This window comes from Micromonospora sp. C41 (assembly GCF_018070485.1).
GTDB classification, from domain to species: domain Bacteria; phylum Actinomycetota; class Actinomycetes; order Mycobacteriales; family Micromonosporaceae; genus Micromonospora; species Micromonospora chalcea.
This window is the reverse complement of the sequence record NZ_JAGPXP010000052.1, coordinates 1-25,565: the sequence shown is the minus strand read 5'-3', so window position 1 is coordinate 25,565 and position 25,565 is coordinate 1. Positions and strand designations below refer to the sequence as shown.

Below are 25,565 nucleotides of genomic sequence, written 5' to 3'. Positions count from 1 at the left end.
CTATTGCCCGGCCGCGGGGCGGGCACGGCGGTCTCGCTTGCGCGGCCGGGCAATAGGATGAGCGGTCACGGCGGGAGGGGGCGGGATGACGCGGACCGGGCACGACGGCGGGGTGGAGCGGTGACCCCGCGCGCGTGGGCCCTGCTGACCCTGGCCGGCCTGGCGGTGGCGCTGCTCGTGGCGGTGGCGCTTCTGGTGCCGTGGAGCCGGCCGCCCGCGCCCCGCGCCGACCAGCTCGCGGCGCTGCGTGACCTTCCGGCCGAACAGGTGACCCGGGGCCGCGCGTTCCACGGCGCGCTGCGCCCGGCGGCCTGGTCGGCGCTGGCGGTCGGGCTGGTGGTGGCGTTGCTGCTCGGCCTGACCCCGCTGGGCGGGCGCCTGGTCGAACTGGCGGGCCGGCCCTTCGGCGGGCACTGGATCGCGCAGGCGGTGCTCGGCGGGCTGGCCGTCATGTTCCTCGCCGACCTGCTCACCCTGCCGTTCGCGGCCTGGCGGCGCACCGTGCTGGTCCGCTACGGGCTGAGCACCCAGAGCTGGGGCGGCTGGGCGGTCGACCTGCTCAAGTCGTACGCGGTCAGCGCCGTGATCGGCGCGCTGGTGCTGCTCGGCTTCTACACCGTGGTCCGGCTGGCCCCGCGCTGGTGGTGGGCGTTCGGCGCGGCCGGCGCGGCGGCGCTGGTGGTGGTGCTGTCGTTCGTGCTGCCGGTGCTCGTCGAGCCGGTGTTCAACCGGTTCACCCCGATGGAGCCGGGCCCGCTGCGCAGCGAGCTGACCGCGATGGCGGCCCAGGACGGCGTACCGGTGCGCGACGTGCTCGTCGCCGACGCGTCGCGGCGCACCCGGGCGGTGAACGCGTACGTCTCCGGGCTCGGCCCGACGCGGCGGGTGGTGGTCTACGACACGCTGCTGCGCGAGGCGGAGCCGGCGGAGGTGACGAGCGTGGTCGCCCACGAGCTGGGCCACGCCAAGGACCGGGACGTGTGGACCGGCACGCTGCTCGGCGCGCTCGGCGCCGCCGCCGCGGTGGTGGCGCTCTACCTGATCGGCTCCTGGACGCCGCTGCTGCGGCTCGCCGGCGTCGACTCGATCGCCCAGCCGCGGGCGTTCCCGCTGCTGATCGCGCTGGTCACGGTCGCCGGGCTGCTCACCACGCCGGTGCAGGCGCTGGTCTCCCGCCGGATCGAGGCCCGCGCCGACGCCCACGCGCTGGCGCTCACCGGCGACCCGGCGACGTTCGAGGCGATGCAGCGCCGGCTGGCCGGGGTGAACCTGGCCGACCCCGACCCGCCGCGCTGGGAGCACCTCTGGTCGGCGACCCACCCGTCCACCGTGGAGCGGATGGCCGCCGCCCGCGCCTACGCCAGGGAGTCCGGCCGATGAGCCGCACCTTGCTGATCACCAACGACTTCCCACCGCGCCCCGGTGGCATCCAGTCCTTCGTGCACAACCTCGCGGTGCGACAGCAGCCCGGCTCGGTGGTGGTCTACGCGTCGAGCTGGCGCGGGGCGGAGAAGTTCGACGCCGACCAGCCGTTCGAGGTGGTGCGGGAACGTACCCGGGTGCTGCTGCCCACGCCGCTGATCGCGCGGCGGGCGGCGCGGCTGGCCCGCTCGTACGACTGCGACACGGTCTGGTTCGGCGCGGCGGCCCCGCTGGGGCTGCTCGCGGCGGGCCTGCGGCGGCGGTCCGGGATCCGCCGGGCGGTGGCGTTGACCCACGGGCACGAGGTGGGATGGGCGGCGCTGCCCGGCGCCCGCTCGGCCCTGCGCCGGATCGGCCGGGGCGTGGACGTGACCACCTACCTCGGCGAGTACACCCGGACGCGGCTGGCGCGCGTGCTGGACGGGCTGACCGAGCTGCGGCGGCTCGCGCCCGGCGTGGACGTGGACACCTACCACCCGGACGTCGACGGCACGAAGGTCCGCGAACGGCTCGGGCTGGCCGACCGGCCGGTGGTGGTGTGCGTGTCGCGGCTGGTGCCCCGCAAGGGCCAGGACATGCTGATCCGCGCGCTGCCGGAGATCCGCCGCCGGGTGCCCGGCGCCGCGCTGCTGGTGGTCGGCGGCGGACCGTACCGCTCGACGCTGGAGAAGCTGGCCCGGCAGAGCGGACTGGAACGCGACGTGGTGTTCACCGGTTCGGTGCCGTCGGCCGACCTGCCCGCCCACTACGCGGCCGGTGACGTGTACGCGATGCCCTGCCGCACCCGTAACCGGGGCCTGGACGTGGAGGGCCTCGGGATCGTCTACCTGGAGGCGGGCGCCACCGGGCTGCCGGTGGTGGCCGGCGACTCCGGGGGCGCGCCGGACGCGGTCCGCGACGGCGAGACCGGGTACGTGGTCGGCGGCCGGGACGTGGCCCAGCTCGCCGACCGGGTGGCCACGCTGCTCGCCGACCGGGACCTGGCCCGGCAGTTCGGCGCCGCCGGCCGGGCCTGGGTGGAACGGGAGTGGCGCTGGGAGACGCAGGCGCAGCGGATGGCCGCGCTGCTGGCCGGCTGACCGCCGCCCCCGACCCGCAAGCGGCTCCGGCACGACGGCCGAGCCGCCTCAGGAGACGGCTTCGACGTGCACGGGCACCCGGCCCAGGTGCGGCGCCGCCGGGCCGGGGCGGCCGAAGTGCCAGCCCTGCCCGGCGTCGCAGCCGATCGCGCGCAGCCGGTCCGCCTGGTCGGCCGTCTCCACGCCCTCGGCGGTGACGGTCAGGTCCAGCGCGTGCGCCAGCGACACGAGCGAGGCCAGGATCCGCTCGTCGGTGCCGCTGTCCGGCGCGCGCAGGCCGGTGACGAACTCACCGGCCACCTTCAGCTCGTCGACCGGCAGGTCCCGCAGGTACGCGAGGTTGCAGTAGCCGGTGCCGAAGTCGTCGATGGCGACCCGGACCCCCAGGTCACCGAGCACCCGCAGCGCCCGCACCGGCTCGACCACGGTGCTCATCATGGTGCTCTCGGTGATCTCCAGTTGCAGCCGGCGCGGCGGCAGGCCGGTGCGGCCGAGCACGCCGCGTACCTCGGGCACCAGGTCGGCCCGGTGCAACTGGCGTACGGCGAGGTTGACGCTGACGAACGGCGCGTCGCCGTCGACCGCCGACCAGGTGCCCGCCTCGCGGCACGCCTCGGCCAGCACCCAGCTGCCGAGCGGGACGATCAGCCCGGTCTCCTCGGCCAGCGGGATGAAGCTGTCCGGCCGCAGCACGCCCAGCTCCGGGTGACGCCAGCGGACCAGCGCCTCCATGCCGAGGACCCGCCCGTCGCGCAGGGACGTCAGCGGCTGGTAGTCGAGGTAGAACTCGCCCCGGTCCAGGGCGGCGGGGATGGCCGCGGACAGCGCGTACCGGGCCAGGTCGCGGCGGTTGCGGTCGGCGTCGAACAGCGACCAGCGGGCCCCGCCCGCGGCCTTGGCCCAGTGCAGCGTGCTGTCGGCCGCGCGCATCAGCTCCATCGGGGAGGTGCCCGCGACCGGGCGCTCCACGATGCCGATGCTCGCCGAGACGGTCAGTTCGTGGCCGTCGACCAGCGCCGGCTCGCGTACCGCGGCCAGCGCCGCCTCGGCGACCTGCACCGCGTCGTCGGTGCCGGTCGTGCGCTCGATCAGGATCACGAACTCGTCGCCGCCGAGCCGGGCCACCAGATGCTCGCCGAGCGCCTCGTGCAGCCGCTGCGCCACCGCGACCAGCAACGAGTCGCCGACCTGGTGGCCGAGGGAGTCGTTGACGACCTTGAACCGGTCCAGGTCCAGGAAGCAGACGCCGACCCGGTCGGCGCCCCGGTTGATCGCGGCGGCCAGCCGCTCGGTGAACAGCGTGCGGTTGGGCAGGCCGGTGAGCGGGTCGTGGGTGGCCTGGTGCCGGAACCGGGCCTCGCTGTCGCGCAGCGCCCGTTCCGCCTGCGCACGGGCCATCATGGCGGCCCGGCGGATGGACTCCTGCTCGTCGAGCGTGCGGTCGCGCAGCGCGCGGGCGTACCCGGTGGCGACGGTGGCGAGCAGCCGGGCCATCCGGTCCTCGACGTCGTCCACGACCAGGTCGAGGTCGCGGACCAGGCGCAGCTGGATCACCTCGACGGTGCGGCCCAGCCCTTCGGCGGAGGCGATGTGCGCCTGCACCAGCTCCGCGCCGACCTGCTGGCCGATCCGCAGGTCGAACGGCTCGGCACGCAGCGCCTGGGCCAGCCGTTCGGTGAGCCGTTGCAGCATCTCCTCCAGCTGCGACTGGGTCATCGGCAGGTAGCTGGTGCCGGACACCGCCTTGGCCCAGGCCCGGGCGAACACGCCGGGCCTGCTGCGGGCCGCGTCGTCACCCACCGAGCCGCCCGACCCCGCCCATGAACACGGCCCGCTCGGCGTTCTCGGCCTGGTCGGGGGAGTCCGGCCGCCACTGCGGCACCCACACCACACCCGGGTCGACCAGTTCGAAGCCGTCGAACAGCGCGGTCAGCTCGGCCCGGCTGCGGATCCAGAGCTGGCTGTCGGTGCGCCGGTAGACCCGCTCCGCCTCGGCCCGCTCGCCGGTGCCGTCGCGGCCCTCCTCGCTGGCCTGGGAGAGCACCAGGTGGCTGCCGGGCGCCAGTGCTCCGCGCAGCGTCCGCAGGATCTCCTCGGGGCGGTCGCTGTCCGGGATGAAGTGCAGCACCGCCACGATCATCACCGCGACCGGACGGCTGAAGTCCAGCAGCCGGGTGACCTCCGGATGGGTCAGGATCGCCTCCGGGCGGCGCAGGTCCTCCTGGAGTACGGTGGCGTGCTCGTTGCCGGCCAGGATCTCCTGGCTGTGCGCCACCGCCACCGGGTCCACGTCGACGTAGACGACGCGCGACTGCCCGTCGATCCGCTGGGCGATCTCGTGCACGTTGCCGACGGTGGGGATGCCGGAGCCGATGTCGAGGAACTGGCGGACGCCGGCCTGGGCGAGGTACTGCACGGCCCGGCGCAGGAACGCGCGGTTGGCCTGGGCCATCAGTGGCGCCTCCGGCACCGCCTCCACCATCGCGCGGGCGGCCGCCCGGTCGGCGGCGAAGTTGTGCGAGCCGCCGAGGTAGTAGTCGTACATGCGGGCGACGCTGGGGCGTTCGATGTCGATCGTCTCGGGTGCCCAGTCCGGCCGCTGCATGTCCTGCCCCTCGGGTGTCGACGGCGCGCGGTGGTCACCGCCGCGCGGATCACCCGGGTATTCTGCCCCTCCGCCGTCGTGGTGCAAAGACCGTCGTCGCTATGCGTCCGGCCGTTCACCGTACGCGGTCAGCCGCACCCACGACGCCGGAGAGGCCCGCGTCCGCGGTGGACGGGGCCTCTTCCGGCGGTGTGCCTCAGAACTTGGGCGCGTCCGGTGCCTCGAGCAGGCCCAGCCGCAGCGCGGTCATCAGCGCCTGGGCCCGGTTGGCGGCGCCCAGCTTCTCGTAGAGCTTGGAGATGTGGGTCTTGGCGGTCGACTCGCTGACGAACAGCTGCTTGGCGATGCCCGCCACGCTCATGCCGTCGGCGAGCAGCCGCAGCACCTGGCCCTCACGGGGGGACAGCTGCGGGCCGGACGGGGCCAGCCGGCGCTTCATCGCCTCGGCCAGGTCGGCGGCGGTGAACGCGCTGGGGGAGGAGGCGGCGTGCCGGGCGGCGGCGACCACCTCGTCGGCCGGCGCGGTCTTCGGCACGAACGCGCTCGCGCCGGCCTCCAGGGCGCCGAAGAGCTGGTCGTCGCCGGCGTACATGGTCAGCACGACGATGCCCATCGACGCGCTGGACTTGCGCAGGGCGCGGGTGGCCTCCAGGCCGCTGCCGTCGGGCAGGCGAAGGTCCATGATCACCACGTCGGGCTGGAGCGCGCCGGCCTGGCGCACGCCCTCCGCGGCGGTGGCGGCCTCGCCCACGACCTCGAACTGACGGTCACGCTCGAACGCGTGACGAAGACCCTTACGGATGAGGTCGTGGTCGTCGACTAGGAGAACCTTGGTACGGGTGGCCGGTGTCGGACTGCTGGTCATCCTCGGGTTACTCCCCTTCTGCTGCTGCGGCGCTGCCGCGCACCTTATCGCGCCGGGGCGACGAGCCGAGCACCACGGCCACTGTCGTCCCACTGGGTCGACGTGGCCTGATCTCCAACCGGCCTCGGATACGTTCCGCCCTCTCGGCCATGATCGCAAGGCCATAGTGCCCGTCCGGGCGCTGGTCACCGATGCCGTGACCGTCATCCGACACTTCGATTCGGGTGTACGGGGGATCCACCTCGCACGTGACCCACAGATTCGACGCGCCGGCGTGCTTACGGGCGTTCGTCACCGCCTCCTGCGCGATGCGCAGCAACTCGGCCTCGGTCGCGGCCGGCAGCCGGGCGGTGGACTCGTCGAGTGACAGGTGCACCCGCAGGCCGCCGGAGGCGCCGACGGTGCGGGCGTACTCGGCGATGGCGGCGGCCAGGCCACCGTGCCGGTCCACCTCGCTGCGCAGCTCGAACAGGCTCAGCCGCAGCTCGGTGATCACCCGGGTCACCTCCTGGCGCAGCGTGCGCAGCGAGTCGGCGGTCTCGTCGGCGTCCTCGTGCACGGTGGCCAGGGCGTTGTCGATGCCGTACCCGACCATGACCAGTTCCTGGGCGACCCCGTCGTGGATCTCCCGGGCCAGCCGCTGCCGCTCCTCGTTGGTCGCCAGCGAGCGCACCTCGTCGAAGAGCAGCGCCGCCTCCAGCCGCAGCGCCGCCGGGCCGGTCAGCGCGGTCACCCGGGACACCACCGGCGGCGGGTACGCGGCGGCGGTGTCCGCCTCGATCACCACCAGGCCGACCGTGCGTACGCCGGCCACCAGCGGCACGATCAGCGCGGAGACCTCGCCGGAGTGCCGGGACCGGGCCTGCGACCGGGACGAGACGGTCGGCTGCTGGCTGGCCCAGGCGTCGGCGATGGCCGAGTCGGCGTCGAGCGTGGTCTCCCAGTCGACCCGGTCCGCGCCGATCTGGGCCAGCACCACCAGCCGGCCGCCACCGCTGGCGGAGAGCACCGCGCCCCGGTCGGTCTTCGCCACCACCCGCAGCTCCTCCAGCAGGTGCTCGGAGATGCCGCCCGGGTCGAGCGTGGCGCCGGGCAGCTGGCGGGCGACCGTACGCAGCTGGGTGAGCAGCCGGGTCGCCTCGGCGTACGGCTGGGGTTTGCCCTCGCCGCGGACCCGCATCACGCGCTGGAGCGTGCCGGCGGTGTAGAGGCCGAGACCGGCCAGGATCAGCCACTGGGCGCAGACCGCCAGGTAGCCGACCTGACCGAGCTGCGCGCCGCCGTCGACCCGGGTGAACGCGGCGCTCGCCACGAGCGTCGCCGCCGCCACCGCGAGCAGCGCGGCGCCCTCGCGGAACCGGCGGCTCAGCGCGGTCACGGTGACCGGCACCGCGAGGTACGGCAGCACCGCCGAGGCGCCAACGCCCCCGGTGACACCGGTGAGGTGGGTGTCGGCGGCGACCTGGCTGGCGGCCAGCCCGAGCACCACCACCTCGGCGAACCTGCTGATCGGGGTGAGCAGCCGGTGCTGTGGGGCGAGCACGGCGGGCAGCCCCGCGACGCCCAGCAGGGCGATCCACCAGAGCTGGGCGGCGTCGCGGGTGGCGAACAGGGTCAGGGCGGCGACCAGCGCGAGGAGGACCGCGCGGGCCGCGACCGCGAGGGGCTGCGTCTGCGGCTGGCCGGATGTGGAGGCGGGCACGTGACGGATCGTAGTCAGCGTTGGTAGATCTCCGCGATCTCCGAGGCGTACGTCTTGTGCACGACCTGCCGCTTGACCTTCAGCGACGGGGTCAGCTCACCGGTGGTCTCGGTGAAGTCCTGCGGCAGGATCCGGAACACCTTGATCGCCTCGGCCTTGGAGACCGCCTGGTTGGCCTGGTCGATCGCGCCCTGCACCTCGGCGCGCAGCGTCGCGTCCTCGCGCAGCTCGGCGATGCTCGTGGTCTCCGGGCGGCCCTGCGCGGCGAGCCACTTCGGCAGCGCCTCCTCGTCGATGGTGACGAGCGCGGCGATGAACGGCTGCCGGTCGCCGACCACCACGCACTGGCTGATCAGCGGGTGCGCCCGTACCTGGTCCTCCAGCACCGCCGGGGCGACGTTCTTGCCGCCGGCGGTCACGATGATCTCCTTCTTGCGGCCGGTGATGCTCAGGTAGCCGTCCTCGTCGAGGTGCCCGAGGTCGCCGGTGCGGAACCAGCCGTCGGCGCTGATCGCCTCGGCGGTGGCCGCCTCGTTGTGCCAGTAGCCCTGGAAGACGATGTCGCCGGCGATGAGGACCTCGCCGTCGTCCTCGATCCGGATGGTGACGCCGGGCAGCGGGCGGCCGACGGTGCCGATCCGGGTGCCGGTGGGCAGGTTCGCGGCGGCGGCCGGGGAGGTCTCGGTCAGGCCGTACCCCTCGCAGATGGTCACCCCGATGCCGCGGAAGAAGTGCCCGAGGCGCGCGCCCAGCGGCGCGCCGCCGGAGATGGCGTCGCGGCACCGGCCGCCCATCGCCGCCCGCAGCTTGCGGTAGACCAGCTTGTCGAAGAGGGCGTGCTGCGCGCGCAGGCCCAGGCCGGGACCGCCGGGCAGCTCCTGCGCCTCGCTCCAGGCGATGGCGACCTTCTCCGCCCGGTCGAAGATCTTGCCCTTCCCCTCGGACTCGGCCTTCTGCCGCGCGCCGTTGTAGACCTTCTCGAAGACCCGGGGTACGGAGAGCACGAACGTCGGCTTGACGTCCTGCAGCTCGGCGACCAGGTTCTTGGTGTCCGCGCAGTGCGCCATGGTGGCCCGGGCGTGCACCACGCCGACCTGGATGAGCCGGGCGAAGGCGTGCGCGAGCGGCAGGAACAGCAGCGTCGAGGCGCCCGGGCGGAACAGGTTCGGCAGCACCGGCACCGCGTTGGCGATGTCGGTGTAGATGTTGCGGTGGGTCAGCACGCAGCCCTTCGGCCGGCCGGTGGTGCCGCTGGTGTAGATGATCGTGGCGACGTGGCCGGCCTTGAGCATGGAGCGGCGCGTCTCGACCTCGGCCGGGTCGACCGCCTCGCCGGCGGTGACCAGGTCGTCCACCGCGCCCAGCTCGATCTGCCAGACCTCGCGCAGCTCGGGCAGCCGGTCCCGGACGCCGGCGACCAGGGTGGCGTGCGCGGTGCTCTCCACCACCACGGCGACGGCGCCGGAGTCGCCGAGGATCCAGGCGGCCTGCTCGGCGCTGGAGGTCTCGTAGATCGGCACGGTGACCGCGCCGGCGGCCCAGATCGCGTAGTCGAACAGGGTCCACTCGTAGCGGGTGCGGCTCATCAGGCCGACCCGGTCGCCGGGGGAGACGCCCGCCGCGATCAGGCCCCGGGCCACCGCGACCACCTCGTCGCGGAACTGCCGGCAGGTCACCTCCTCGCGCGCCGTCCCCGCGCCGGGACGGACGAACTGCACGGTGTCCGGGGCGACCTCGGCGTTTTCCCAGACCGGGTCGGTCAGGTTGGCCGCGTCGCCGACGGTGACGATCGGCGGGACGGAGAACTCGCGCACCTGCACTCCCTCGTGCTCTACCGGCGGGGGCCGGCCTGGTCGGCTCTGTCGAAACCTACCCGCACACCCCGGGGGGTCGGCCAGGGAGGTTGGCCGACCGGCTGGTGGGAGGCCCGTCGGCGGGTGGAGCGGCGCCGGGCGGGACGCGGCCGGGTAGCCTCCCCCCATGGCGGACTCCTCCACCCAGTCGATCATCATCGGCGCGTCACCGGATCGGGTGGCGGCCGTCATCTGCGACTTCCCCAGTTACCCCGAGTGGACCGAGGCGGTACGCGAGGCCGAGGTGATCGAGGAGTACGAGGACGGCTATGCCAGCCAGGTCCGGTTCACCCTCGACGCGGGCGTGCTGGCCGACGAGTACGTGCTGGCCTACGAGTACGCCGAGGACATCTCCCGGATCGAGTGGCGCCTGGTCGCCCCGTCGAAGATGCAGCGGTCCCAGCGCGGGTCGTACGACCTGGTGGGCAACCCGGACGGGACGACCACGGTGACCTACACGCTGGAGGTGGAGCTGTCCGTGGCGATGCTCGGCATGTTCCGCCGCAAGGCCGAGAAAATGATCATGGATACGGCGTTGAAGCAGCTCAAGCGCCGGGTAGAAGCACCCGGTGCGGCGCACTGACCCGACCGTCCCGGTAGTCACGCTGGAGGAGCCGAACCATGGGCACCACTGATCCGGGTTCGGCCCGGGAAGAGGCCGAGCGCCTCGTCGCCACCCTGCTCGCCGGCGCGAAGATGGCCGCCGCCGCGCCCGGCTCCGGCGCCTGGGGTCCGCTCGGTGGGATCCTCTCCGGTGTCCTCGGTCACACCCCGCCCGGCGCCGGGCCCGCTCCGGAGACGCCCGCGCCCGCCGGTTTCGCCACCGGCTCGCCGGAATGCTGTGTCTGCCCCGTCTGTCGCGGTATCGCCGCGTTGCGCGACCCGAGTCCGGAATTCGCCGAGCGGCTCGCCACCGGCGCCGGGGACCTGGCGGCCGGCGTGGCGAGCCTGCTGCGCGCGTTCACCCCCGCCGAGCCGGAGCGAACCGCCGACGACGGCACCGCCGCGGCGGACGGATCCGGGGACCACGTGTGGCGCGAGGCGACCCGTACCGGGCATGATTCTCAGCCGGCACCCGAGCAGGACGTGTGGTCCGCCGCCACCCGGGGGGAGGGCGCGGCCGATTCGGGTGCCGCCGCCGACGCCGCCGGGCCGCCGGAGCCGGCGACGAGCCGGCCACCGGCCGGCCGTCCCGTGGTGCCCGCCTCGCGGGCGTCCGGAGAGGTGGGCGCGGACGCACCAGGCGACGGGGCCTGACCACCGGACATCCCGGGACCGTACGGCTGGTTCGGCCGGTCCCCGGGCAGCACAGCAGAGGGGAGTGGCAGCGGTGACGCTGACCATCGGAGTCGACGTCGGTGGCACGAAGGTGGCCGGCGGTGTCGTGGACGACGCCGGCACGGTACTCGTGCAGACGCGACGGGACACCCCCGCCGACGACGTGGCCAAGACCCGCGACGTCATCATCGAGGTGGTCACCGAACTGGCCGCCGGGCACGCCGTCGAGGCGGTCGGCATCGGCGCCGCCGGCTGGATCGACGCCTCCCGCTCCACCGTGCTGTTCGCCCCGAACCTGGCCTGGCGGGACGAGCCGCTGCGCACGTACGTCGGGGACGCCACCGGCCTGCCGGTGATCGTGGAGAACGACGGGAACGTGGCCGCCTGGGCGGAGTTCCGCTACGGCGCGGCCCGCGACGCCGACGACTCGATGGTCATGTTCACCATCGGCACCGGCGTCGGCGGCGGCATCGTGCTCGGCGGCGGCCTGGTCCGCGGCGCCAACGGCATCGCCGCCGAGCTGGGGCACATGCTCACCGTGCCGGACGGCCACCAGTGCGGCTGCGGCCGGCTGGGCTGCATCGAGCAGTACGCCAGCGGCAGCGCCCTGGTCCGCTTCGCCCGCGCCGCCGCCCGGCAGGAGCCGCACCGGGCCACCGCGCTGCTGGAGCTGGCCGACGGCGAGGCCGAGTCGATCACCGGCCCGATGGTGACCGCCGCGGCCAAGGGCGGCGACCCGGTCTCCACCGAGGCGTTCGCCCAGGTCGGCCGCTGGCTCGGCACCAGCCTCGCGGACATGGCGCAGATCCTCGACCCGCAGGTGCTGGTGGTGGGCGGCGGCGTGATCGACGCCGGTGACCTGCTGCTCGGCCCGACCCGCCGGTCGTTCGCCGAGGCGCTGGCCCAGCGCAGCCGCCTGCCCGTCGCCGAGGTACGCCCGGCCGAGCTGGGCAACACCGCAGGTGTGATCGGCGCCGCCGACCTGGCCCGGCGGATCTGACATGACGGACTCGGGTGTGCCGCTGCGGGTGCTGTCGTACAACGTCCACGGCCAGCGGGACGACACCGCCGCGCTGGCCGAGGTGGTCCGGGGCGCGGAGCCGGACGTGGTGATCGTCCAGGAGGGACCGCGCCGGTTCCGGTGGCGGCAGAAGTGCGCCGCGCTCGCCGAGTCGTTCGGCATGGTCGTGGCGGCCGGTGGCCTGCCGTCGCTGGGCAACGTGCTGCTGACCAGCCTGCGGGTGCGGGTCACCGAAACCAGCTGCCAGCGGTATCCGCTGACGCCGGGGCGGCACATGCGCGGCGCCGCGTACGCGCGCTGCCGGGTCGGCGGCGTCGACGTGCTGCTGGCCGGCTCGCACCTGTCCACCGACCCGGCCGAGCGGCCCGCGCAGGCGGCCGCGTTCAAGCGGGAGCTGGCCGCGTCGACGCTGCCCGTGGTGGCCGGCGCGGACCTCAACGAGGGCCCGGACGGGCCGGCCTGGCGGACGGTCGCCGAGGGGCTCACCGACGCGGCGCTGGCCGCCGACCGGGCCGACCGGCACACGTTCTCCTGCGCCGACCCGCGCCGCCGCATCGACGCGCTGTTCGTCGACCCCCGGATCACAGTGGTCGACTACGACGTGGTGGACACGCCGCTGACCCGTCGCGCCAGCGACCACTTCCCGGTCCTGGTGGACCTGCTGCTGCCCACCGCCTGACGGCCGCGGACCGCCGGCCGTGACGCACGGTCACGGACCCGGCGGCCGGCAGGACAACCGCTTCGCCGCCTTTGCTCTGCCGCCACATGCGCATCAGTTACCTGTCGTGATCGGCGGCCGCCTCCCGGCCGGCCGGCCGAGAGGCGTCAGGCCAGCTCCCGCCGGTGCCGCGTCCGTGGCGGCAGAGCAAAGGGCGCACGAGGTACGCCTCCGGCGCGGCCGGTCCATTCACGCTCGGTGACCGGGTCGGCGGTGACGCTGTGTCAAGCGAGTCGAGCGGGTGGGCGGCGGCGAAATCGGTGGCTGGACAACCGCTGGCATTCTCGGCAGGATTTCGCGGTGTCCTCCTCCACCGACCCCGGCCACCCCGATCCGGACTCCACGGTCGCATCGAGCCGTGTCACCCCGGTCTCCGACCGGGGTGACACGGTCTGCGTCATCGGCGCCGGCGCCAGCGGCCTGACCGCCGTCAAGAACCTCCGCGAGGCCGGCTTCGGCGTGGACTGCTACGAGCGGGAGACAGGCGTCGGCGGCGCCTGGAACTGGCGGCACGACCGCAGCCCGGTGTACGCCAGCACGCACCTGATCTCGTCCCGGCCGTTCACCCAGTTCCCCGACTTCCCGATGCCGGACGACTGGCCGGACTACCCGCACCACAGCCAGCTGCTGTCCTACTTCGAGCGGTACGCCGACCACTTCGACCTGCGCCAGCACGTCTGGTTCGGCACCGAGGTGGTCCGGGTCGAGCCGGTCGAGGGGGACCGGTGGGACGTGACCACGCGCAGCACCGGCGGCTACGGCCCCGAACGCACCTCCCGGTACGCCGCCGTGGTGCTCGCCAACGGGCACAACTGGTCGCCGAAGCTGCCCCGCTACGAAGGGCTGGAGCAGTTCCGGGGCGAGGTCATGCACGCCTCGTCCTACAAGGACCCGGCGCAGCTGCGCGGCAAGCGGGTGCTGGTGGTGGGCGCCGGCAACACCGGCTGCGACATCGCGGTCGAGGCGGCCCAGCAGGCGTCGCACTGCTGGCACTCCACCCGGCGCGGCTACTGGTACGCCCCGAAGTACGTCCTCGGCCGCCCCGCCGACCAGGTCAACGACACGCTGCTGGCGCTGCGGGTGCCACTGCGGGTACGGCAGTGGCTCTACCACTGGACGCTGCGGCTGACCGTCGGCGACCTGACCCGGTTCGGCATGCCCGAGCCCGACCACCGCGTCTACGAGACGCACCCGATCGCCAACAGCCAGCTCGTCTACTACGTCGGGCACGGCGAGGTCACGCCGGTGCCGGACGTGGCCCGGTTCGACGACCGCGCGGTCGAGCTGACCGACGGCCGGCGCATCGACCCGGAGCTGGTCGTCTTCGCCACCGGCTACCTGCCGCGCTTCGAGTTCCTCAAGGGACAGGTGCTCGGCGACGAGGACGGGTCCGGGCGGCCCCGGCTGTGGCTCAACGCGTTCACCGCCGGGCATCCCACGCTCGCCGTGGTCGGCCTGGTGCAGCCGGACTCCGGCATCTTCCCCATCTCGCACTGGCAGAGCGTGCTGTTCGCCCGGCTGCTCACGCTGCGCGCCACCCGGCCGGAGCGGGCCGCCGCGTTCGAACGCAAGGTCCGCGCGGGCCTCGGCGAGCGGTACTCGGCCAAGGTCAAGGACAGCACCCGGCACTGGTTCGAGGTCGGGCACGCCGACTACCTGCGTGCGCTCCAGCGGGCGCTGCACGAGCTGGAGGGTGTCAAATGACGGTTGAGCGTGTGCGGGTCGTCCGGTCCTGGGAGTGGGCCCGGCCGGAGCGGCCCGCCCGCCGGGAGGTTCTCGCCGCCGTACCCGAGCGGGAGGAGGCGAAGCCGCCGCTGCTGTTCGTACCCGGCTTCGGCCACGGCGCGTGGGCGTTCGCCGAGCACTGGCTGGGGCACGCCGCCGGTCGCGGCTTCCCGGCGTACGCGCTGAGCCTGCGCGGGCACGGCGGCAGCGAGCCGGCGCCGGAGGCGACGCTGCGCTCGTACACCCATGACGTGACGCAGGTGGCGGCGAGCCTGCCGCGGCAGGCGGTGCTGGTGGGGCACGGCGCCGGCGCCCGGGTCGTGGCGCACGCGCTGGCCCGCTACCCGGCGCGGGCCGCGGTGCTGGTGGCGCCGGTGCTCGGCGGCTGGGCGACGTTCGGCACGGCGTTGCGGCGCAATCCGGCCGGGACCCTGCCGGCGGTCTTCGGCGCCGGGCTGCGGCTGCACCGGCGGCAGCTGTTCAGCCGGGAGCTGCCCGACGCCGACGCCCGGCGGCACCTGGCCCGGCTGGGCCGGGCCGGGCGGCGGGCGCAGTGGCAGCTGCTGACCGGCCGGGGGCCGGAGCCGGCGGTGGGCCGGCCACCGGTGCTGGTGCTGGGCAGCCCGGACGACCGGGTCGTGCCGGCGTCCGCGCTGATCCGGGCCGCCCAGCGGTACGCCTCCGCGCCGCTGCTCTTCCCCGGCATGGGGCACGACCTGATGCTCGACGCCCGCTGGCGGGAGCCGATCGACGCGATCCTGGACTGGCTGGACAAGGACCCGGCGTCCGCGGCGGGGTGAGCGCCGGGGCGCCGGCTCAGCGGGTTGCGGCGCGGCGGCCGGCGAGCGACCCGCTCTCCTCCAGCGCGCTCAGGTAGGACGCCGCCCAGGCGTGGATGTCGTTGCGCGCCAGATGGTCGCGCATCGCGCGCATCCGCGCCGACACGTCCTCCGGGCCGGCCCGCAGCGCGGCCAGCAGCCCCTGCTTGAGGCCGTCGAGGTCGTGCGGGTTGACCAGGTACGCCTGCTCCAGCTCGGAGGCGGCGCCGGCGAACTCGCTGAGCAGCAGCGCGCCGGTGCCGTCGACCCGGGCCGCCACGTACTCCTTCGCGACCAGGTTCATCCCGTCGCGCAGCGGCGTCACCGCCATCACGTCCGCGACGCGGTAGAGCGCGACCAGCTCGGCCCGGTCGAACGGCTGGGAGAGGTAGTGGATCGCCGGCTCGCCGACCCGGCCGAACTCGCCGTTGATCCGCCCGACCTGGTGCTCGACCCGGTCCCGCAGGATTTGGTACTGCGCCACCCGGTCGCGGCTGGGCACCGCCACCTGCACCAGCACGGTGTCGCGGACCTTGATGTCGCCGCTGGCGAGCAGCTCGCGGTACGCCTTGAGCCGCTGCTCGATGCCCTTCGTGTAGTCCATCCGGTCGACGCTGAGGATCACCTGCTCCGGCTGGCCCAGGTCCTGCCGCAGGCGGCGGGCCCGCTCGGCGACCTCCGGGCGGGCCGCGAGCGCGGACATCTCGGCGGTGTCGATGGCGACCGGGAAGGCGCCGATGCGCACCACCCGGCCGTCGACGCCGATCCGCCGGTCGGTGGCGGGCAGGCCGAGCACCTTGGTGGCGAGCTGGGCGAAGTTGTGCGCGGCCTGGGCCCGCTGGAAGCCGATCAGGTCGGCGCCGAGCATGCCGCGCAGCAGCTCGGCGCGGCGCGGCAACTGCATGAACAGCTCCGGCGGCGGGAACGGCACGTGCAGGAAGAAGCCGATCCGCAGGTCCGGTCGCAGGTCGCGGAGCAGGCCGGGCACCAGCTGGAGGTGGTAGTCCTGCACCCAGACCAGGCCGCCGGGCTCGGCCGTCTCGGCCGCCGCCTCGGCGAAGCGCTGGTTGACCCGCTGGTACGCCTCCCACCACCGGCGGTGGTACTCCGGCTGCTCGACGGCGTCGTGGTAGAGCGGCCAGAGGGTGGCGTTGGCGAAGCCCTCGTAGTGGTCGCGGAAGTCCTCGGCGCTCAACGGGACGGTGTGCATCCGGACGCCGTCCACGTCCGGCAGCGCGGGGGCGGGACCGGTGCCGCCGGCCCAGCCGACCCAGGTGGCGGGCGTCTGCCGCAGCAGCGGGTGCAGGGCGCTCACCAGGCCGCCGGGGCTGCGGCGCCACTCGAAGGCGCCGTCGGGCGCCACACTGTCGTCGATGGGGAGGCGGTTGGCCACCACCACCAGGGGGCTCTGTCGCATCGGGCATTCCGCTCAGCAGGGGACCGGCGACCCGGAAGAGACGCAAGCCGGACAGCCGGTGCGGGACGTGACGTTCAGCCTATTCCTACTGACTGTAAGTTACACGCTTGTTACGTCCCGGCCCAGGGGCGAGCGGCGTCCCGCCATCCGGGCAGAGCCGGACGGCGCGACCTCAGACGACCGCGCCGTCGTCCGGGTCGTGGTCGTCCCGGTCGCCGGGGCGCAGCCGCCAGATCAGCATCACGAAACCGGCCAGGATGCCGGAGAAGCCGAGCAGCGTCACCACCGACGGGTCGACCAGCGACACCACGGTGGGGGACAGGAACAGCAGGAAGCCGAGCACGATGCAGGCCACGCCGAGCACCGCGTACTTGGAGAAGCGGGGCAGCGGCGGCGGCGGGGGCGGGGTGTAGTGCTCCTCGTCCGACGCCTCGTCGGGCAGGTTGGCGCCGAACGTGTCCAGGCCGTCCAGCAGCGAGGGCTCGTCGTGCCGGTCCCGGCTGAGCGAGACGCCGGAGATGTCGGCCGCGTACGGCAGCCGGCGCACGTCGGTGGCGGTCGGCCCGGCCGGCTCCTCGGGGCGGCTGCCGGCGGCGGCGCCCGGCGGGGGTGGGTCGTCCACGTCCTCTGCCGCGGGCCAGGGGTGGCTGCCGGCGCTCGGCGCGGTGTGGAACCCGGCGACGATCTTCGCCCACTCGGCCTCGATGTCCGGCTCGTCGGCGCGCGGCTGCTCGCCGCCGCCCTCGTCGGCGAGCTGGGTGAGGTAGTCCCGGGCGGTGGTCAGGTGCGACCTGTCGACGTAGAGCCGGTCGACCGGGCGGGCCGGCACGGTGGTGGTGCGGGTCACCGGGTTCAGGTCGGCCGAGGGCTGGAGGTAGGCCGCGATGCCACCGGCGGCGAGCACGTCGAGCAGGTGCTCGCCGACGCGTGGATCGACGTCGCCCGCGACCGCGTACTCGGCCGCGTCGAGCCCGTTGTCCCGCCGTCCCCGACGGGGCCCGCCCCCTGACACCGGACACCCCCTTCGCCGATCCCTGCCCGTGCCCTGAATCGTGACACGTCGGCACCCGGTTCCGGGAGTGCGTTGTGGCGTGCCGCTCGTCGTTCGTACCCTCTTCCCGGACTCCTCCGGGCGCCGACGGCGCCTCCGGGGCCACGCGGCGACCCGCCCGCCGCCACCGACACGGGAAGGACGCCGGTGCTGTACTGGCTGCTGAAGTACATCATCCTCGGCCCGCTGCTGAGGCTGATCTTCCGCCCGCAGGTCGAGGGACTGGAGCACGTGCCGGACACCGGGCCGGTGATCCTCGCCAGCAATCACCTCTCCTTCTCGGATTCGATCTTCACTCCGTTGATCGTCAAGCGAAAAGTCACATTCATCGCCAAAGCCGAATACTTCACGGGTAGGGGCCTCAAGGGCTGGCTCACCAAGATGTTCTTCGTCGGCTCCGGCACCATCCCGGTCGACCGCTCCGGCGGCCGGGCCGCCCGTGCCGCCCTCGACACCCAGCTGTCGGTGCTGCGGGCCGGCGGCATCGCCGGCATCTACCCGGAGGGCACCCGGTCGCCGGACGGCCGGCTCTACCGGGGCAAGACCGGGGTGGCGCGGCTGGCGCTGGAGAGCGGCGCCCCGGTGGTCCCGATGGCCATGCTCAACTCCGACGCCATCCAGCCGACCGGCCAGATCATCCCCAACCTGGGCCGGGTGCGGATCCGGTTCGGGCCGCCGCTGGACTTCTCCCGCTACGCCGGGATGGCCGGTGACCGGTTCGTCGAACGGGCCGTCACCGACGAGATCATGTACGAGCTGATGGAGCTGTCCGGCCGCGAGTACGTCGACACGTACGCGCAGAAGGCCAAGGGCGCCGGGGCGCGCCAGCCGGTACCGGCCTGACCCTCAGCCCGCCCCGGCGATCCGCAGCAGCCCACCGGCGGCGTGCCGGCCGGCGAACGCGCGTACCCGGGCCAGCGTCGCCGCCGCGGCCGGCGGGTCCGCCTCGGTCAACGGCCCGACCGCCAGCGCGGACGCGATCATCTGGTCGGTCACGTCGGTCATCTCCGCGTACCCCTCGGCGGCGGTGGTGAGCAGCCGGCCCGCCCGCGCGGCGTCCCCGGCCCGCCGGGCCAGCGCCGCCTCGGCCGACCCCCCGGCCGCCCGCGCCCAGCGGGTCACCCGTGGCGCGTGGGCCAGCAGGTCGCGCACCAGCTCCGCGGCATCGCCGCCGAGCAGCGCGGCGACGTGACCGACCGCCGGCACCCACTCGGCGAACGGGATCATCTTGGTCTGCCGCCAGTCCTCGTCCAGCTCGGTGAGCAGCGCCATCGCCTCGTCCCGGCGGCCCTGCACGGCGCGGCAGAGCGCCGCGTGCGCCAGCGTGGAGCGCAGCACGCGCTGGAAGCCGCTGCGCCGGGCCGCGACGAGCGCCTGGTCCACCAGGTCCTCGCCGGCGCCCGGGCCGGCCGGGTCGTCGCCGAGCGCCCGGATCCAGCCGGACACGGCCACGATGTGCAGGTCCCACTCGTCGGTCGGGCGTCGCGTCGACCCCTCGGCCATCCGCAGCGCCGCCGTCCAGTCCCCGCTGTAGTACGACTGGGCCCACTGGTCGCTGAAGCTCACCGTCAGCGCGTGCTCGCCGGCCAGGTCCAGGGACCGCTGCTCGTCGACCAGCCGGGCCGAGCCGGTCAGGTCGCCCTCCTCCTGCAGCACCCAGGCCAGGTTGTGCACCGCGCGGCGGCGGCTGGTCAGCCGCTCCACCCGGCACTCCTCGGTCACCTCGGCCAGTTCCGCGTACGCCTCCTCGGCGCCGGCCTGGTAGCGGACCACGGCGAGCGTGATGCGCGCGTTCGCCCGCGCCTCGGGCAGCCCCAGCCGCTCGGCCAGCTCGGCGGCGCTGCGCGCGGCCACGCACGCCGGCTCGGTCTCCGCGTCGAGCATGTGCGCCCGGGCCAGCTCCAGCAGCACGCCCACCTTGTCCTCGCTGTCCGGCAGCGTGGCGTGCAGCCCGATCGCCTGATCCAGGCAGCGCATCAGCTCCGAGCGGTCGGCCCGGGCGAAGGCCGCCGTGGCCAGCAGCCGCCACGCCTTCGCCGCGCCGGGCCGGTCACCGGCGTCGGCCAGCCGGCCGGCCAGCGTGGTGAGCAGCGCGGTCCCGCCGCCGTCAAGGAACCCGTCGCGGTCCCGGTAGAACGCCAGCTCGGCCTGGAACAGCTCCAGCGCCGGGTCCGGTCCGCACTCCACGCTCAGCGCGCGCTCCACGAGCGTGGCAGCGGTCTCCAGCGCGTGCAGCTCGTACGCCCGGCGGGCGGCCCGGTGCAGCGCGGACCGGGTCGCGGCGGCGTGCGGGGCCTGGTCCAGCCCGACGGTACGGGCGATCTCGTGCGCCGCCCACCTGTGGTTGGCCAGCACCTCGGCCCGGTCGTGCTGCCGGCCGTCGGCGAGCTGCTCCAGCCAGTCGGCGGTGCGCTGGTGCCGGGCGACCCGCTCGGCGCGGGGCAGCCGCTGGTAGCAGACGTCCCGGACCAGCACGTGCCGGAACCGGTACTCGGCCTGGCCGGGCATGGTCGAGACGGGCAGCTCGTAGACCAGGTCCCGGCGCTGGAGGTGGTGCAGCGCGCGCTCGACCCACTCCGTCGGGCGGCCGAGCGCCAGCGCCACCGGCGCCGCCCAGAACTGCACGCCCACCACCGAGGCGGCCTGGAGCACCGCGCGGTCGGCCGGGTCGAGCAGGTCCAGCCGGTTGGCGATGACCGCCTGCACGGTACGCGGCATCCCGGCGACCCCGGCCGGGTCGACGAGCGCGAGCCCGGCGGTCCGCTCGGCGAGCCCGCCGTCGAGCAGCATCCGCGCGTACTCCTGGGCGTAGAGCGGGTTGCCGTCGGCGAACTCGATCAGCGGCGCCCGCGCGTCCTGCGGCAGCGTGGCCTGGCCGAGCAGCAGCGAGTAGAGCGTGTCGATGTCCCCGTCGTGCATCGGCGGCACCGAGATGGACATCGCCCCGCTGATCGTGCCGGTCCAGGCCGGGTGCCGCTCGCGCAGCTCCGGCCGGGCGGTCGCGACGACGAGCAGCGGCACGTTGCGCGCCGCCGCGCCGAGCTGCTCGACGAAGGACAGCATCGCCTCGTCGGCCCAGTGCATGTCCTCGAAGACGAGCACCGTGGGGCCGGTCGCGGCCAGGGCGAGCAGGAAGCGCCGCCACGCCGCCTCGGTCTCGGCCGAGGTGAGCCGTTCGCCGGAGACGCCGACGAGCGGGCCCAGCGCCTCGGCCAGCCGTACCGCGTGCGGCTCGGCGAGGCGCCCCAGCCGCTCGCGCAGCCGGTCCCGGACGGTGGCCGGGTCGTCGGCGCCGGTCAGCCCGGCCCAGCTGCGGACGATGTCGGCGAGCGCGGCGTAGGTGACGTTCTCGCCGAACGGCGGGCACTGGCCGGTCAGCCAGGTGACCCGGGCGCCGGGCAGGCTGGCGGCGTGCCGGGCCAGCTCGCGCAGCAGCCGGCTCTTGCCCACCCCGGCCGGGCCGAAGACGGTGAGCAACTGCGAGGTGCGCTCGGTCAGCGTGCGGTGCAACGCGCTGACCAGCAGGCCCCGCTCGTGGTCCCGGTCGACCATCGGGGTCAGCTCGGCGGTCTGCCCGTCGCGCCGGGGCCGTGCCCGCACGGCCAGCCAGATCCGGCTCACCGTGGACCGGCCGCGCAACGTCACCGGCGGCTGGTCCGCGTACTCCATCTCGCGCCGGGTGGCCGCCCACGTGCTCTCGTCGACCACCACGCCGCCGACCGGGGCGAGCGCCTGCAACCGGCTGGCGGTGTTCACCACGTCGCCGGTGACGAACGCCTGGCCGCCGTCGCGCGCCGCGGCCAGGTCGACGAGGGCCTCGCCGGTGGCGATGCCGACCCGGAAACCCAGCGGCGGGTGCGGCCCGGCCGGCTGGCGGGCCAGGCTGCGCTGCAGCTCCAGCCCGGCGCGTACGCAGCGCAGCGCGTCGTTGTCGGTGGCCACCGGCGCGCCGAACAGCGCCATGACGGCGTCGCCGATGTACTTCTCCACCACGCCGCCGTACTGGTGCACCAGCCGGCGCACCGTGGCGAAGTAGACCTGTTGCAGGCTGCGTGCCTGCTCCGGATCGGCCCGCTCGGCGTACGTGGTGAAGTCGACGATGTCGATGAAGAGCACGCTGACCTGCCGGCGGTCCTCCTGTACCGCCACCGCGTGGTCGCGCAGCGGCTGACCGCAGTTGGTGCAGAAGTTCGCGCCGGTGTCGTTGGCGTGCCCGCAGCCCGGGCAGGACGCCGCCAGCGGACGGCCGCACCCGCCGCAGAAACGGTCGTCCGGCCCGGCGGTCCGGGCGCAGTGTCCACAGGTGAGGTCGATGTCCGGCTCCGTACGCGTGAGGTCCCCAGTGTCCCGCGCGGCCGCCGCAGTCGGGTACCCGACGGGTCGGCGGGACGTCACGGCTGTTCGGCCGGGTCTAGTCTCCCCTAGCAGGAAGTCCCGTCGACAGGGAGATTGCCGTGCACGTCCGGCTGTCCGCCTCATGGACCGATCCACGGGGGACGGTGTGGGCCGTCGGCGACACGGTCGACGTGGACGCCGTAACCCTCGCCGAACTGGAGGAAAAAGGAATGGTGGAGCAGCCCGCGGGTAGCGGATCGACCGAGACCACGACCACCACGACGACCCCGCCGAAGAAGACCGACCCCTCGAAGATCGGCCCGGGCCCGAGCGCGCCCCCGGCCGACAGCGACAAGGACTGACGGTCCGACCACGACGACGCGGGGGCCGGCGGGACGACCGCCGGCCCCCGCGTCGTCGTCGCTCAGCGGTCGTTCATGCCGGCCCGGCGGCGCAGCGCGGCCACGTCGGTGACCACGATGCGGCGCCCTTCGGTACGCAGCCAGCCCCGGCTGGCGAACGAGCCGATGGCCTGGTTGACGCTCTGCCGCGAGCCGCCGGCCATCTCGGCGAGCTGGCTCTGGTTCAGCTCGATGGTGATCATCGGGGCCTGGCTCTCGCCGGCCAGCCGGACCAGCGTCTTGGCCACTCGGCCGGGCAGGTCGAGGAAGACGTGGTCGGCGTTCTGCTCGGTGAGCCGGCGGATCAGCTGGCCGAGCGAGCGCATCACCGCGTCCAGGATGCGCGGGTTGGAGTGCACCAGCTCCATGAAGGCGGGCCGGGACAGCGCCAGCGCGGCGCAGTCCTCGATCGCCTCGGCCGAGGCGGACCGGGTGGAGGCGTCCAACAGGGACACCTCGCCGAGCACGTCCGGGGGTCGGATCACCGACAGCACCGCGCGCTCGCCGGTCGGCGCGGTACGGAACACCGCGACCGCGCCGCGGCGCAGGACGATCAGCGACTCGCCGGGGTCGTTCTCGACGAAGAGCAGCTGCCCCTTGCGGTAGGTGCGCGGTACGGCCGCGGCGATGACCCGCTGCCGCACCTCCGGCTCGAGCCCGGCGAACATCTCCACGCCCGTGAGCGCGTCACCCGGCTCCGGCAGGCGAGACTCCACGGCTCAACCCCTCCCCGGTCAGAAGTCACGACTCGCACACCGGGTGAAGCTGTCAGTCCCGGTACGAAGGCAGCTCAACCGGTTCGGCGCCCGACGGCGGTACACATCAGATCATGACGGTCCCGTCGCGTGCTGTACACCCCCGGAGACACTTCCGTGACCATGGCCCGGCCGTGTCCGGCACGCCGCCGACCTCGGCGGACGCCCCGGCGGGCGGTCCCCGGCGGTGATGGGCGAGGATGAGGGCGATGGTCTACCGCTATTTCTACGACTGCGAATTCATCGAGGACGGCCGGATCGTCGACCTGGTGTCGATCGGCGTCGTCGACGAGTACGGCCGCGAGTTCTACGCGGTATCCACCGAGTTCGACGACTCCCGGGCGGTGCCCTGGGTGCGGCGCAACGTGCTGGACAAGCTCCCCTCGCCGGCCGACCGGGCCTGGCGCTCGCGCGCGCGCATCCGTGACGACCTGCACGACTTCCTGCTGGAGCCGGTGCGGGACCGGCCGGGCGAGCAGTTGGAGCTGTGGGCCTGGTACGCCGCGTACGACCACGTCGTGCTGGCCCAGCTCTGGGGCGCGATGCCGGCGCTGCCCCGGGAGATCCCCCGGTTCACCAAGGAGCTGCGCCAGCTCTGGGACGACCGGGGGCGTCCCCGGCTGCCGGACGCCGAGGCGGACCGGCACGACGCGCTCGTCGACGCCCGGCACAACCTGGCACGGTGGCGGGCGATGACGGCGCGGGAGGTTTGACCGGTTCCGCCCAGGGCACGGGAGCGGCATCTACGCCGATCCGAGACAGGAGTGCCCCATGAGCCATGAGCCGACAAGCGCCGCGGACGCCCGCCGCCGGGTCACCGAGCTGATCCGGGACGCCCGGATCTGCCTGCTCACCACCACCGGCGTGGACGGTCGTCTGGTCAGCCGCCCGATGGGGCTGCAGGAGGCGGAGTTCGACGGGGACCTGTGGTTCTTCGCATACGCCGACTCGGCGAAGGTGCGGCAGATCCGGGTCAACCCCCAGGTGAACGTCGGTTTCTCCGACCAGCGCCACCACGCCTGGGTGTCGGTGGCCGGCACCGCCACCGAGGAGTGGGACCCCGAGCGGGCGAAGGAGCTGTGGAACCCGCTGCTCAAGGTGTGGTTCCCGGACGGTCTGGACACGCCGGGGATCACGTTGATCAAGGTGCACGCCGGCTCGGCGGAGTACTGGGACTCGCCCGGCAGCACAGTGGTGAACCTGCTCGGGTTCGCCAGGGCGGCGGTGACCGGCAAGCCGCCGAAGGCGGGGGAGAACCACGAGGTCAGCTACTGACGGGTAGGGCCGTCCGTCGTCCGGAACGGCCCGGGGTGCGGTGTCGGCGTACACCTGTGGCGACTACAGTGCGCACTGACGGCCCGCCCCGGGCCGGCAACGGCGCCGATGGTCTGATCTGACACATATCCTGGGGCTTATCCGGGCTTCACCTGATGCTCCAGGAGGATGAGCAGATCATGCGTATCGGCGTGCTCACCGGCGGCGGCGACTGCCCAGGTCTCAACGCGGTGATTCGGGCGGTGGTCCGCAAGGGCGTCGCCACCTACGGTCACGAGTTCGTGGGCTTCCGGGACGGCTGGAAGGGCCCGCTCGAGGGCCTGACCAAGCCGCTGGGCATCCCCGAGGTGCGCGGCATCCTGCCCCGCGGCGGCACCATCCTCGGCTCGTCCCGCACCAACCCGTTCAAGATCGAGAACGGCGTGGAGCGGATCAAGGAGAACCTGGCCGCCCAGGGCGTGGACGCGCTGATCGCGATCGGCGGCGAGGACACGCTCGGCGTCGCCACCAAGCTGCACGAGCTGGGCGTCCACGTCATCGGCGTGCCGAAGACGATCGACAACGACCTGGGCGCCACCGACTACACGTTCGGCTTCGACACCGCGGTGAACATCGCGATGGAGGCGATCGACCGGCTGCACACCACCGCGGAGAGCCACCACCGCACGCTCGTGGTCGAGGTCATGGGCCGGCACGCCGGCTGGATCGCGCTGCACGCCGGCCTCGCCGGTGGCGCCAACGTGATCCTGCTGCCGGAGCGGCAGTTCGACGTCGAGCAGGTCGCCGGCTACGTCGAGAAGCGCTTCCAGCACCAGTACGCCCCGATCGTCGTGGTCGCCGAGGGCGCCCAGCCGCTGGACGGCCAGATGGTGCTGCACAACCAGGAGCTGGACGCGTTCGGCCACGTCCGCCTGGGCGGCATCGGCCAGTGGCTCGCCGAGCAGCTGGAGGCCAAGACCGGCAAGGAGGCCCGCACCGTGGTGCTCGGCCACATCCAGCGCGGTGGCACGCCGACCGCGTTCGACCGGGTGCTCGCCACCCGGCTCGGCCTCCACGCGATCGACGCCGCGAACGAGGGCGACTGGGGCAAGATGGTCGCGATGCAGAGCACTGACATCGTCCGGGTCCCGCTGGCCGACGCCACCCGCGAGCTGAAGACCGTGCCGCTGGAGCGGTACGCCGAGGCCGAGGTCTTCTTCGGCAGCTGATCGACGGCGCACGGCGTGGCGATCCCCGTGGTACGGC

The 25,565-nt window shown here is 74.1% G+C and carries 22 protein-coding genes; 13 read left to right on the top strand and 9 right to left on the bottom strand.

Annotated features, from left to right (window positions below):
• Positions 1-120 precede the first annotated feature (120 nt).
• Together KBX43_RS30335 and KBX43_RS30330 are read left to right on the top strand one after the other, a co-directional pair.
• On the top strand, positions 121-1,380 hold the full coding sequence (locus KBX43_RS30335; protein WP_209962711.1) for a M48 family metallopeptidase: 1,260 nt from the start codon (positions 121-123) through the stop codon (positions 1,378-1,380).
• A complete protein-coding gene (locus KBX43_RS30330) occupies positions 1,377-2,501 on the top strand; it encodes a glycosyltransferase family 4 protein (RefSeq protein WP_104114564.1) in 1,125 nt (374 codons plus the stop codon). Before KBX43_RS30335 ends, KBX43_RS30330 begins: the two co-directional genes overlap by 4 nt.
• Positions 2,502-2,549: 48 nt before the next feature.
• On the opposite strand, the gene KBX43_RS30325 is transcribed toward KBX43_RS30330, so the two are convergent.
• From KBX43_RS30325 to KBX43_RS30305, 5 genes are all read right to left on the bottom strand, one after another.
• Positions 2,550-4,217: a bifunctional diguanylate cyclase/phosphodiesterase gene (locus KBX43_RS30325; RefSeq protein WP_205797365.1), complete on the bottom strand. Its 1,668-nt coding sequence runs from the start codon at positions 4,215-4,217 to the stop codon at positions 2,550-2,552.
• Positions 4,218-4,293: 76 nt separating this feature from the next.
• Positions 4,294-5,106, bottom strand: a complete 813-nt coding sequence (locus KBX43_RS30320) for an SAM-dependent methyltransferase (protein ID WP_043329389.1) — start codon at positions 5,104-5,106, stop codon at positions 4,294-4,296.
• A gap of 196 nt (positions 5,107-5,302) precedes the next feature.
• Entirely contained in the window at positions 5,303-5,971 is a 669-nt protein-coding gene (locus KBX43_RS30315) for a response regulator transcription factor (RefSeq protein WP_013287678.1), read from the bottom strand.
• Positions 5,972-5,978: 7 nt separating this feature from the next.
• Positions 5,979-7,673 carry a GAF domain-containing sensor histidine kinase gene (locus KBX43_RS30310; RefSeq protein ID WP_043329391.1) on the bottom strand — a complete coding sequence of 565 codons (1,695 nt, stop codon included), beginning with the start codon at positions 7,671-7,673 and terminating at the stop codon, positions 5,979-5,981.
• Positions 7,674-7,687: 14 nt separating this feature from the next.
• Positions 7,688-9,487: a long-chain fatty acid--CoA ligase gene (locus KBX43_RS30305; protein WP_210888497.1), complete on the bottom strand. Its 1,800-nt coding sequence runs from the start codon at positions 9,485-9,487 to the stop codon at positions 7,688-7,690.
• Between the two features lie 166 nt (positions 9,488-9,653).
• On the opposite strand from KBX43_RS30305, the gene KBX43_RS30300 reads away from it, so the two are divergent.
• The 6 genes from KBX43_RS30300 to KBX43_RS30275 all read left to right on the top strand — a co-directional run bounded on the left by KBX43_RS30300 (position 9,654) and on the right by KBX43_RS30275 (position 15,068).
• Positions 9,654-10,109 (top strand): SRPBCC family protein, encoded by a 456-nt coding sequence (locus KBX43_RS30300; protein WP_043329393.1) that lies wholly within the window; start codon positions 9,654-9,656, stop codon positions 10,107-10,109.
• A gap of 38 nt (positions 10,110-10,147) precedes the next feature.
• Positions 10,148-10,783: a hypothetical protein gene (locus KBX43_RS30295; protein ID WP_043329396.1), complete on the top strand. Its 636-nt coding sequence runs from the start codon at positions 10,148-10,150 to the stop codon at positions 10,781-10,783.
• A gap of 73 nt (positions 10,784-10,856) precedes the next feature.
• Positions 10,857-11,804: an ROK family glucokinase gene (locus KBX43_RS30290; RefSeq protein WP_030500161.1), complete on the top strand. Its 948-nt coding sequence runs from the start codon at positions 10,857-10,859 to the stop codon at positions 11,802-11,804.
• Position 11,805: 1 nt separating this feature from the next.
• Positions 11,806-12,504, top strand: coding sequence for an endonuclease/exonuclease/phosphatase family protein (locus KBX43_RS30285; protein ID WP_043329399.1), 699 nt, complete (start codon positions 11,806-11,808; stop codon positions 12,502-12,504).
• Between the two features lie 339 nt (positions 12,505-12,843).
• Positions 12,844-14,247: an NAD(P)/FAD-dependent oxidoreductase gene (locus tag KBX43_RS30280; protein ID WP_210888494.1), complete on the top strand. Its 1,404-nt coding sequence runs from the start codon at positions 12,844-12,846 to the stop codon at positions 14,245-14,247.
• Positions 14,244-15,068, top strand: a complete 825-nt coding sequence (locus tag KBX43_RS30275; RefSeq protein WP_069089002.1) for an alpha/beta hydrolase — start codon at positions 14,244-14,246, stop codon at positions 15,066-15,068. Before KBX43_RS30280 ends, KBX43_RS30275 begins: the two co-directional genes overlap by 4 nt.
• A gap of 16 nt (positions 15,069-15,084) precedes the next feature.
• Here KBX43_RS30275 and KBX43_RS30270 read toward each other — a convergent pair whose 3' ends face one another.
• Together KBX43_RS30270 and KBX43_RS30265 are read right to left on the bottom strand one after the other, a co-directional pair.
• Complete coding sequence (locus KBX43_RS30270; protein WP_043329406.1) at positions 15,085-16,503, bottom strand: trehalose-6-phosphate synthase; 1,419 nt, start codon at positions 16,501-16,503, stop codon at positions 15,085-15,087.
• Between the two features lie 172 nt (positions 16,504-16,675).
• A complete protein-coding gene (locus KBX43_RS30265; protein ID WP_043329408.1) occupies positions 16,676-17,515 on the bottom strand; it encodes a DUF308 domain-containing protein in 840 nt (279 codons plus the stop codon).
• A 186-nt stretch (positions 17,516-17,701) separates the two neighbouring features.
• Between KBX43_RS30265 and KBX43_RS30260 the strand changes: the two genes are divergently transcribed.
• Positions 17,702-18,397 (top strand): 1-acyl-sn-glycerol-3-phosphate acyltransferase, encoded by a 696-nt coding sequence (locus KBX43_RS30260; protein WP_043329411.1) that lies wholly within the window; start codon positions 17,702-17,704, stop codon positions 18,395-18,397.
• A gap of 3 nt (positions 18,398-18,400) precedes the next feature.
• On the opposite strand, the gene KBX43_RS30255 is transcribed toward KBX43_RS30260, so the two are convergent.
• Positions 18,401-21,949 (bottom strand): AAA family ATPase, encoded by a 3,549-nt coding sequence (locus KBX43_RS30255; RefSeq protein WP_205797305.1) that lies wholly within the window; start codon positions 21,947-21,949, stop codon positions 18,401-18,403.
• A 59-nt stretch (positions 21,950-22,008) separates the two neighbouring features.
• Here KBX43_RS30255 and KBX43_RS30250 point away from each other — a divergent pair, with 59 nt between their 5' ends.
• A complete protein-coding gene (locus tag KBX43_RS30250; RefSeq protein WP_043329413.1) occupies positions 22,009-22,251 on the top strand; it encodes a hypothetical protein in 243 nt (80 codons plus the stop codon).
• A 62-nt stretch (positions 22,252-22,313) separates the two neighbouring features.
• On the opposite strand, the gene KBX43_RS30245 is transcribed toward KBX43_RS30250, so the two are convergent.
• The gene (locus KBX43_RS30245; RefSeq protein ID WP_013287664.1) at positions 22,314-23,006 is read right to left on the bottom strand and encodes a Crp/Fnr family transcriptional regulator; all 693 of its coding nucleotides are present in this window, start codon (positions 23,004-23,006) and stop codon (positions 22,314-22,316) included.
• Between the two features lie 248 nt (positions 23,007-23,254).
• On the opposite strand from KBX43_RS30245, the gene KBX43_RS30240 reads away from it, so the two are divergent.
• From KBX43_RS30240 to KBX43_RS30230, 3 genes are all read left to right on the top strand, one after another.
• Positions 23,255-23,758, top strand: coding sequence for a polyadenylate-specific 3'-exoribonuclease AS (locus tag KBX43_RS30240; protein ID WP_043329415.1), 504 nt, complete (start codon positions 23,255-23,257; stop codon positions 23,756-23,758).
• 58 nt (positions 23,759-23,816) lie between these two features.
• Entirely contained in the window at positions 23,817-24,320 is a 504-nt protein-coding gene (locus KBX43_RS30235) for a pyridoxamine 5'-phosphate oxidase family protein (RefSeq protein ID WP_043329417.1), read from the top strand.
• Between the two features lie 179 nt (positions 24,321-24,499).
• A complete protein-coding gene (locus KBX43_RS30230) occupies positions 24,500-25,528 on the top strand; it encodes a 6-phosphofructokinase (RefSeq protein ID WP_043331080.1) in 1,029 nt (342 codons plus the stop codon).
• Positions 25,529-25,565: the final 37 nt, after the last annotated feature.

Bases quoted from the DNA above. Each gene is read 5' to 3' on its own strand.
- KBX43_RS30270 (WP_043329406.1), bottom strand. From the start codon at position 16,503: ATGCGACAGAGCCCCCTGGTGGTGGTGGCCAACCGCCTCCCCATCGAC.
- KBX43_RS30240 (WP_043329415.1), top strand. From the start codon at position 23,255: ATGGTCTACCGCTATTTCTACGACTGCGAATTCATCGAGGACGGCCGG.
- KBX43_RS30300 (WP_043329393.1), top strand. From the start codon at position 9,654: ATGGCGGACTCCTCCACCCAGTCGATCATCATCGGCGCGTCACCGGAT.
- KBX43_RS30235 (WP_043329417.1), top strand. From the start codon at position 23,817: ATGAGCCATGAGCCGACAAGCGCCGCGGACGCCCGCCGCCGGGTCACC.
- KBX43_RS30320 (WP_043329389.1), bottom strand. From the start codon at position 5,106: ATGCAGCGGCCGGACTGGGCACCCGAGACGATCGACATCGAACGCCCC.
- KBX43_RS30325 (WP_205797365.1), bottom strand. From the start codon at position 4,217: ATGACCCAGTCGCAGCTGGAGGAGATGCTGCAACGGCTCACCGAACGG.
- KBX43_RS30285 (WP_043329399.1), top strand. From the start codon at position 11,806: ATGACGGACTCGGGTGTGCCGCTGCGGGTGCTGTCGTACAACGTCCAC.
- KBX43_RS30275 (WP_069089002.1), top strand. From the start codon at position 14,244: ATGACGGTTGAGCGTGTGCGGGTCGTCCGGTCCTGGGAGTGGGCCCGG.
- KBX43_RS30295 (WP_043329396.1), top strand. From the start codon at position 10,148: ATGGGCACCACTGATCCGGGTTCGGCCCGGGAAGAGGCCGAGCGCCTC.
- KBX43_RS30230 (WP_043331080.1), top strand. From the start codon at position 24,500: ATGCGTATCGGCGTGCTCACCGGCGGCGGCGACTGCCCAGGTCTCAAC.
- KBX43_RS30315 (WP_013287678.1), bottom strand. From the start codon at position 5,971: ATGACCAGCAGTCCGACACCGGCCACCCGTACCAAGGTTCTCCTAGTC.
- KBX43_RS30330 (WP_104114564.1), top strand. From the start codon at position 1,377: ATGAGCCGCACCTTGCTGATCACCAACGACTTCCCACCGCGCCCCGGT.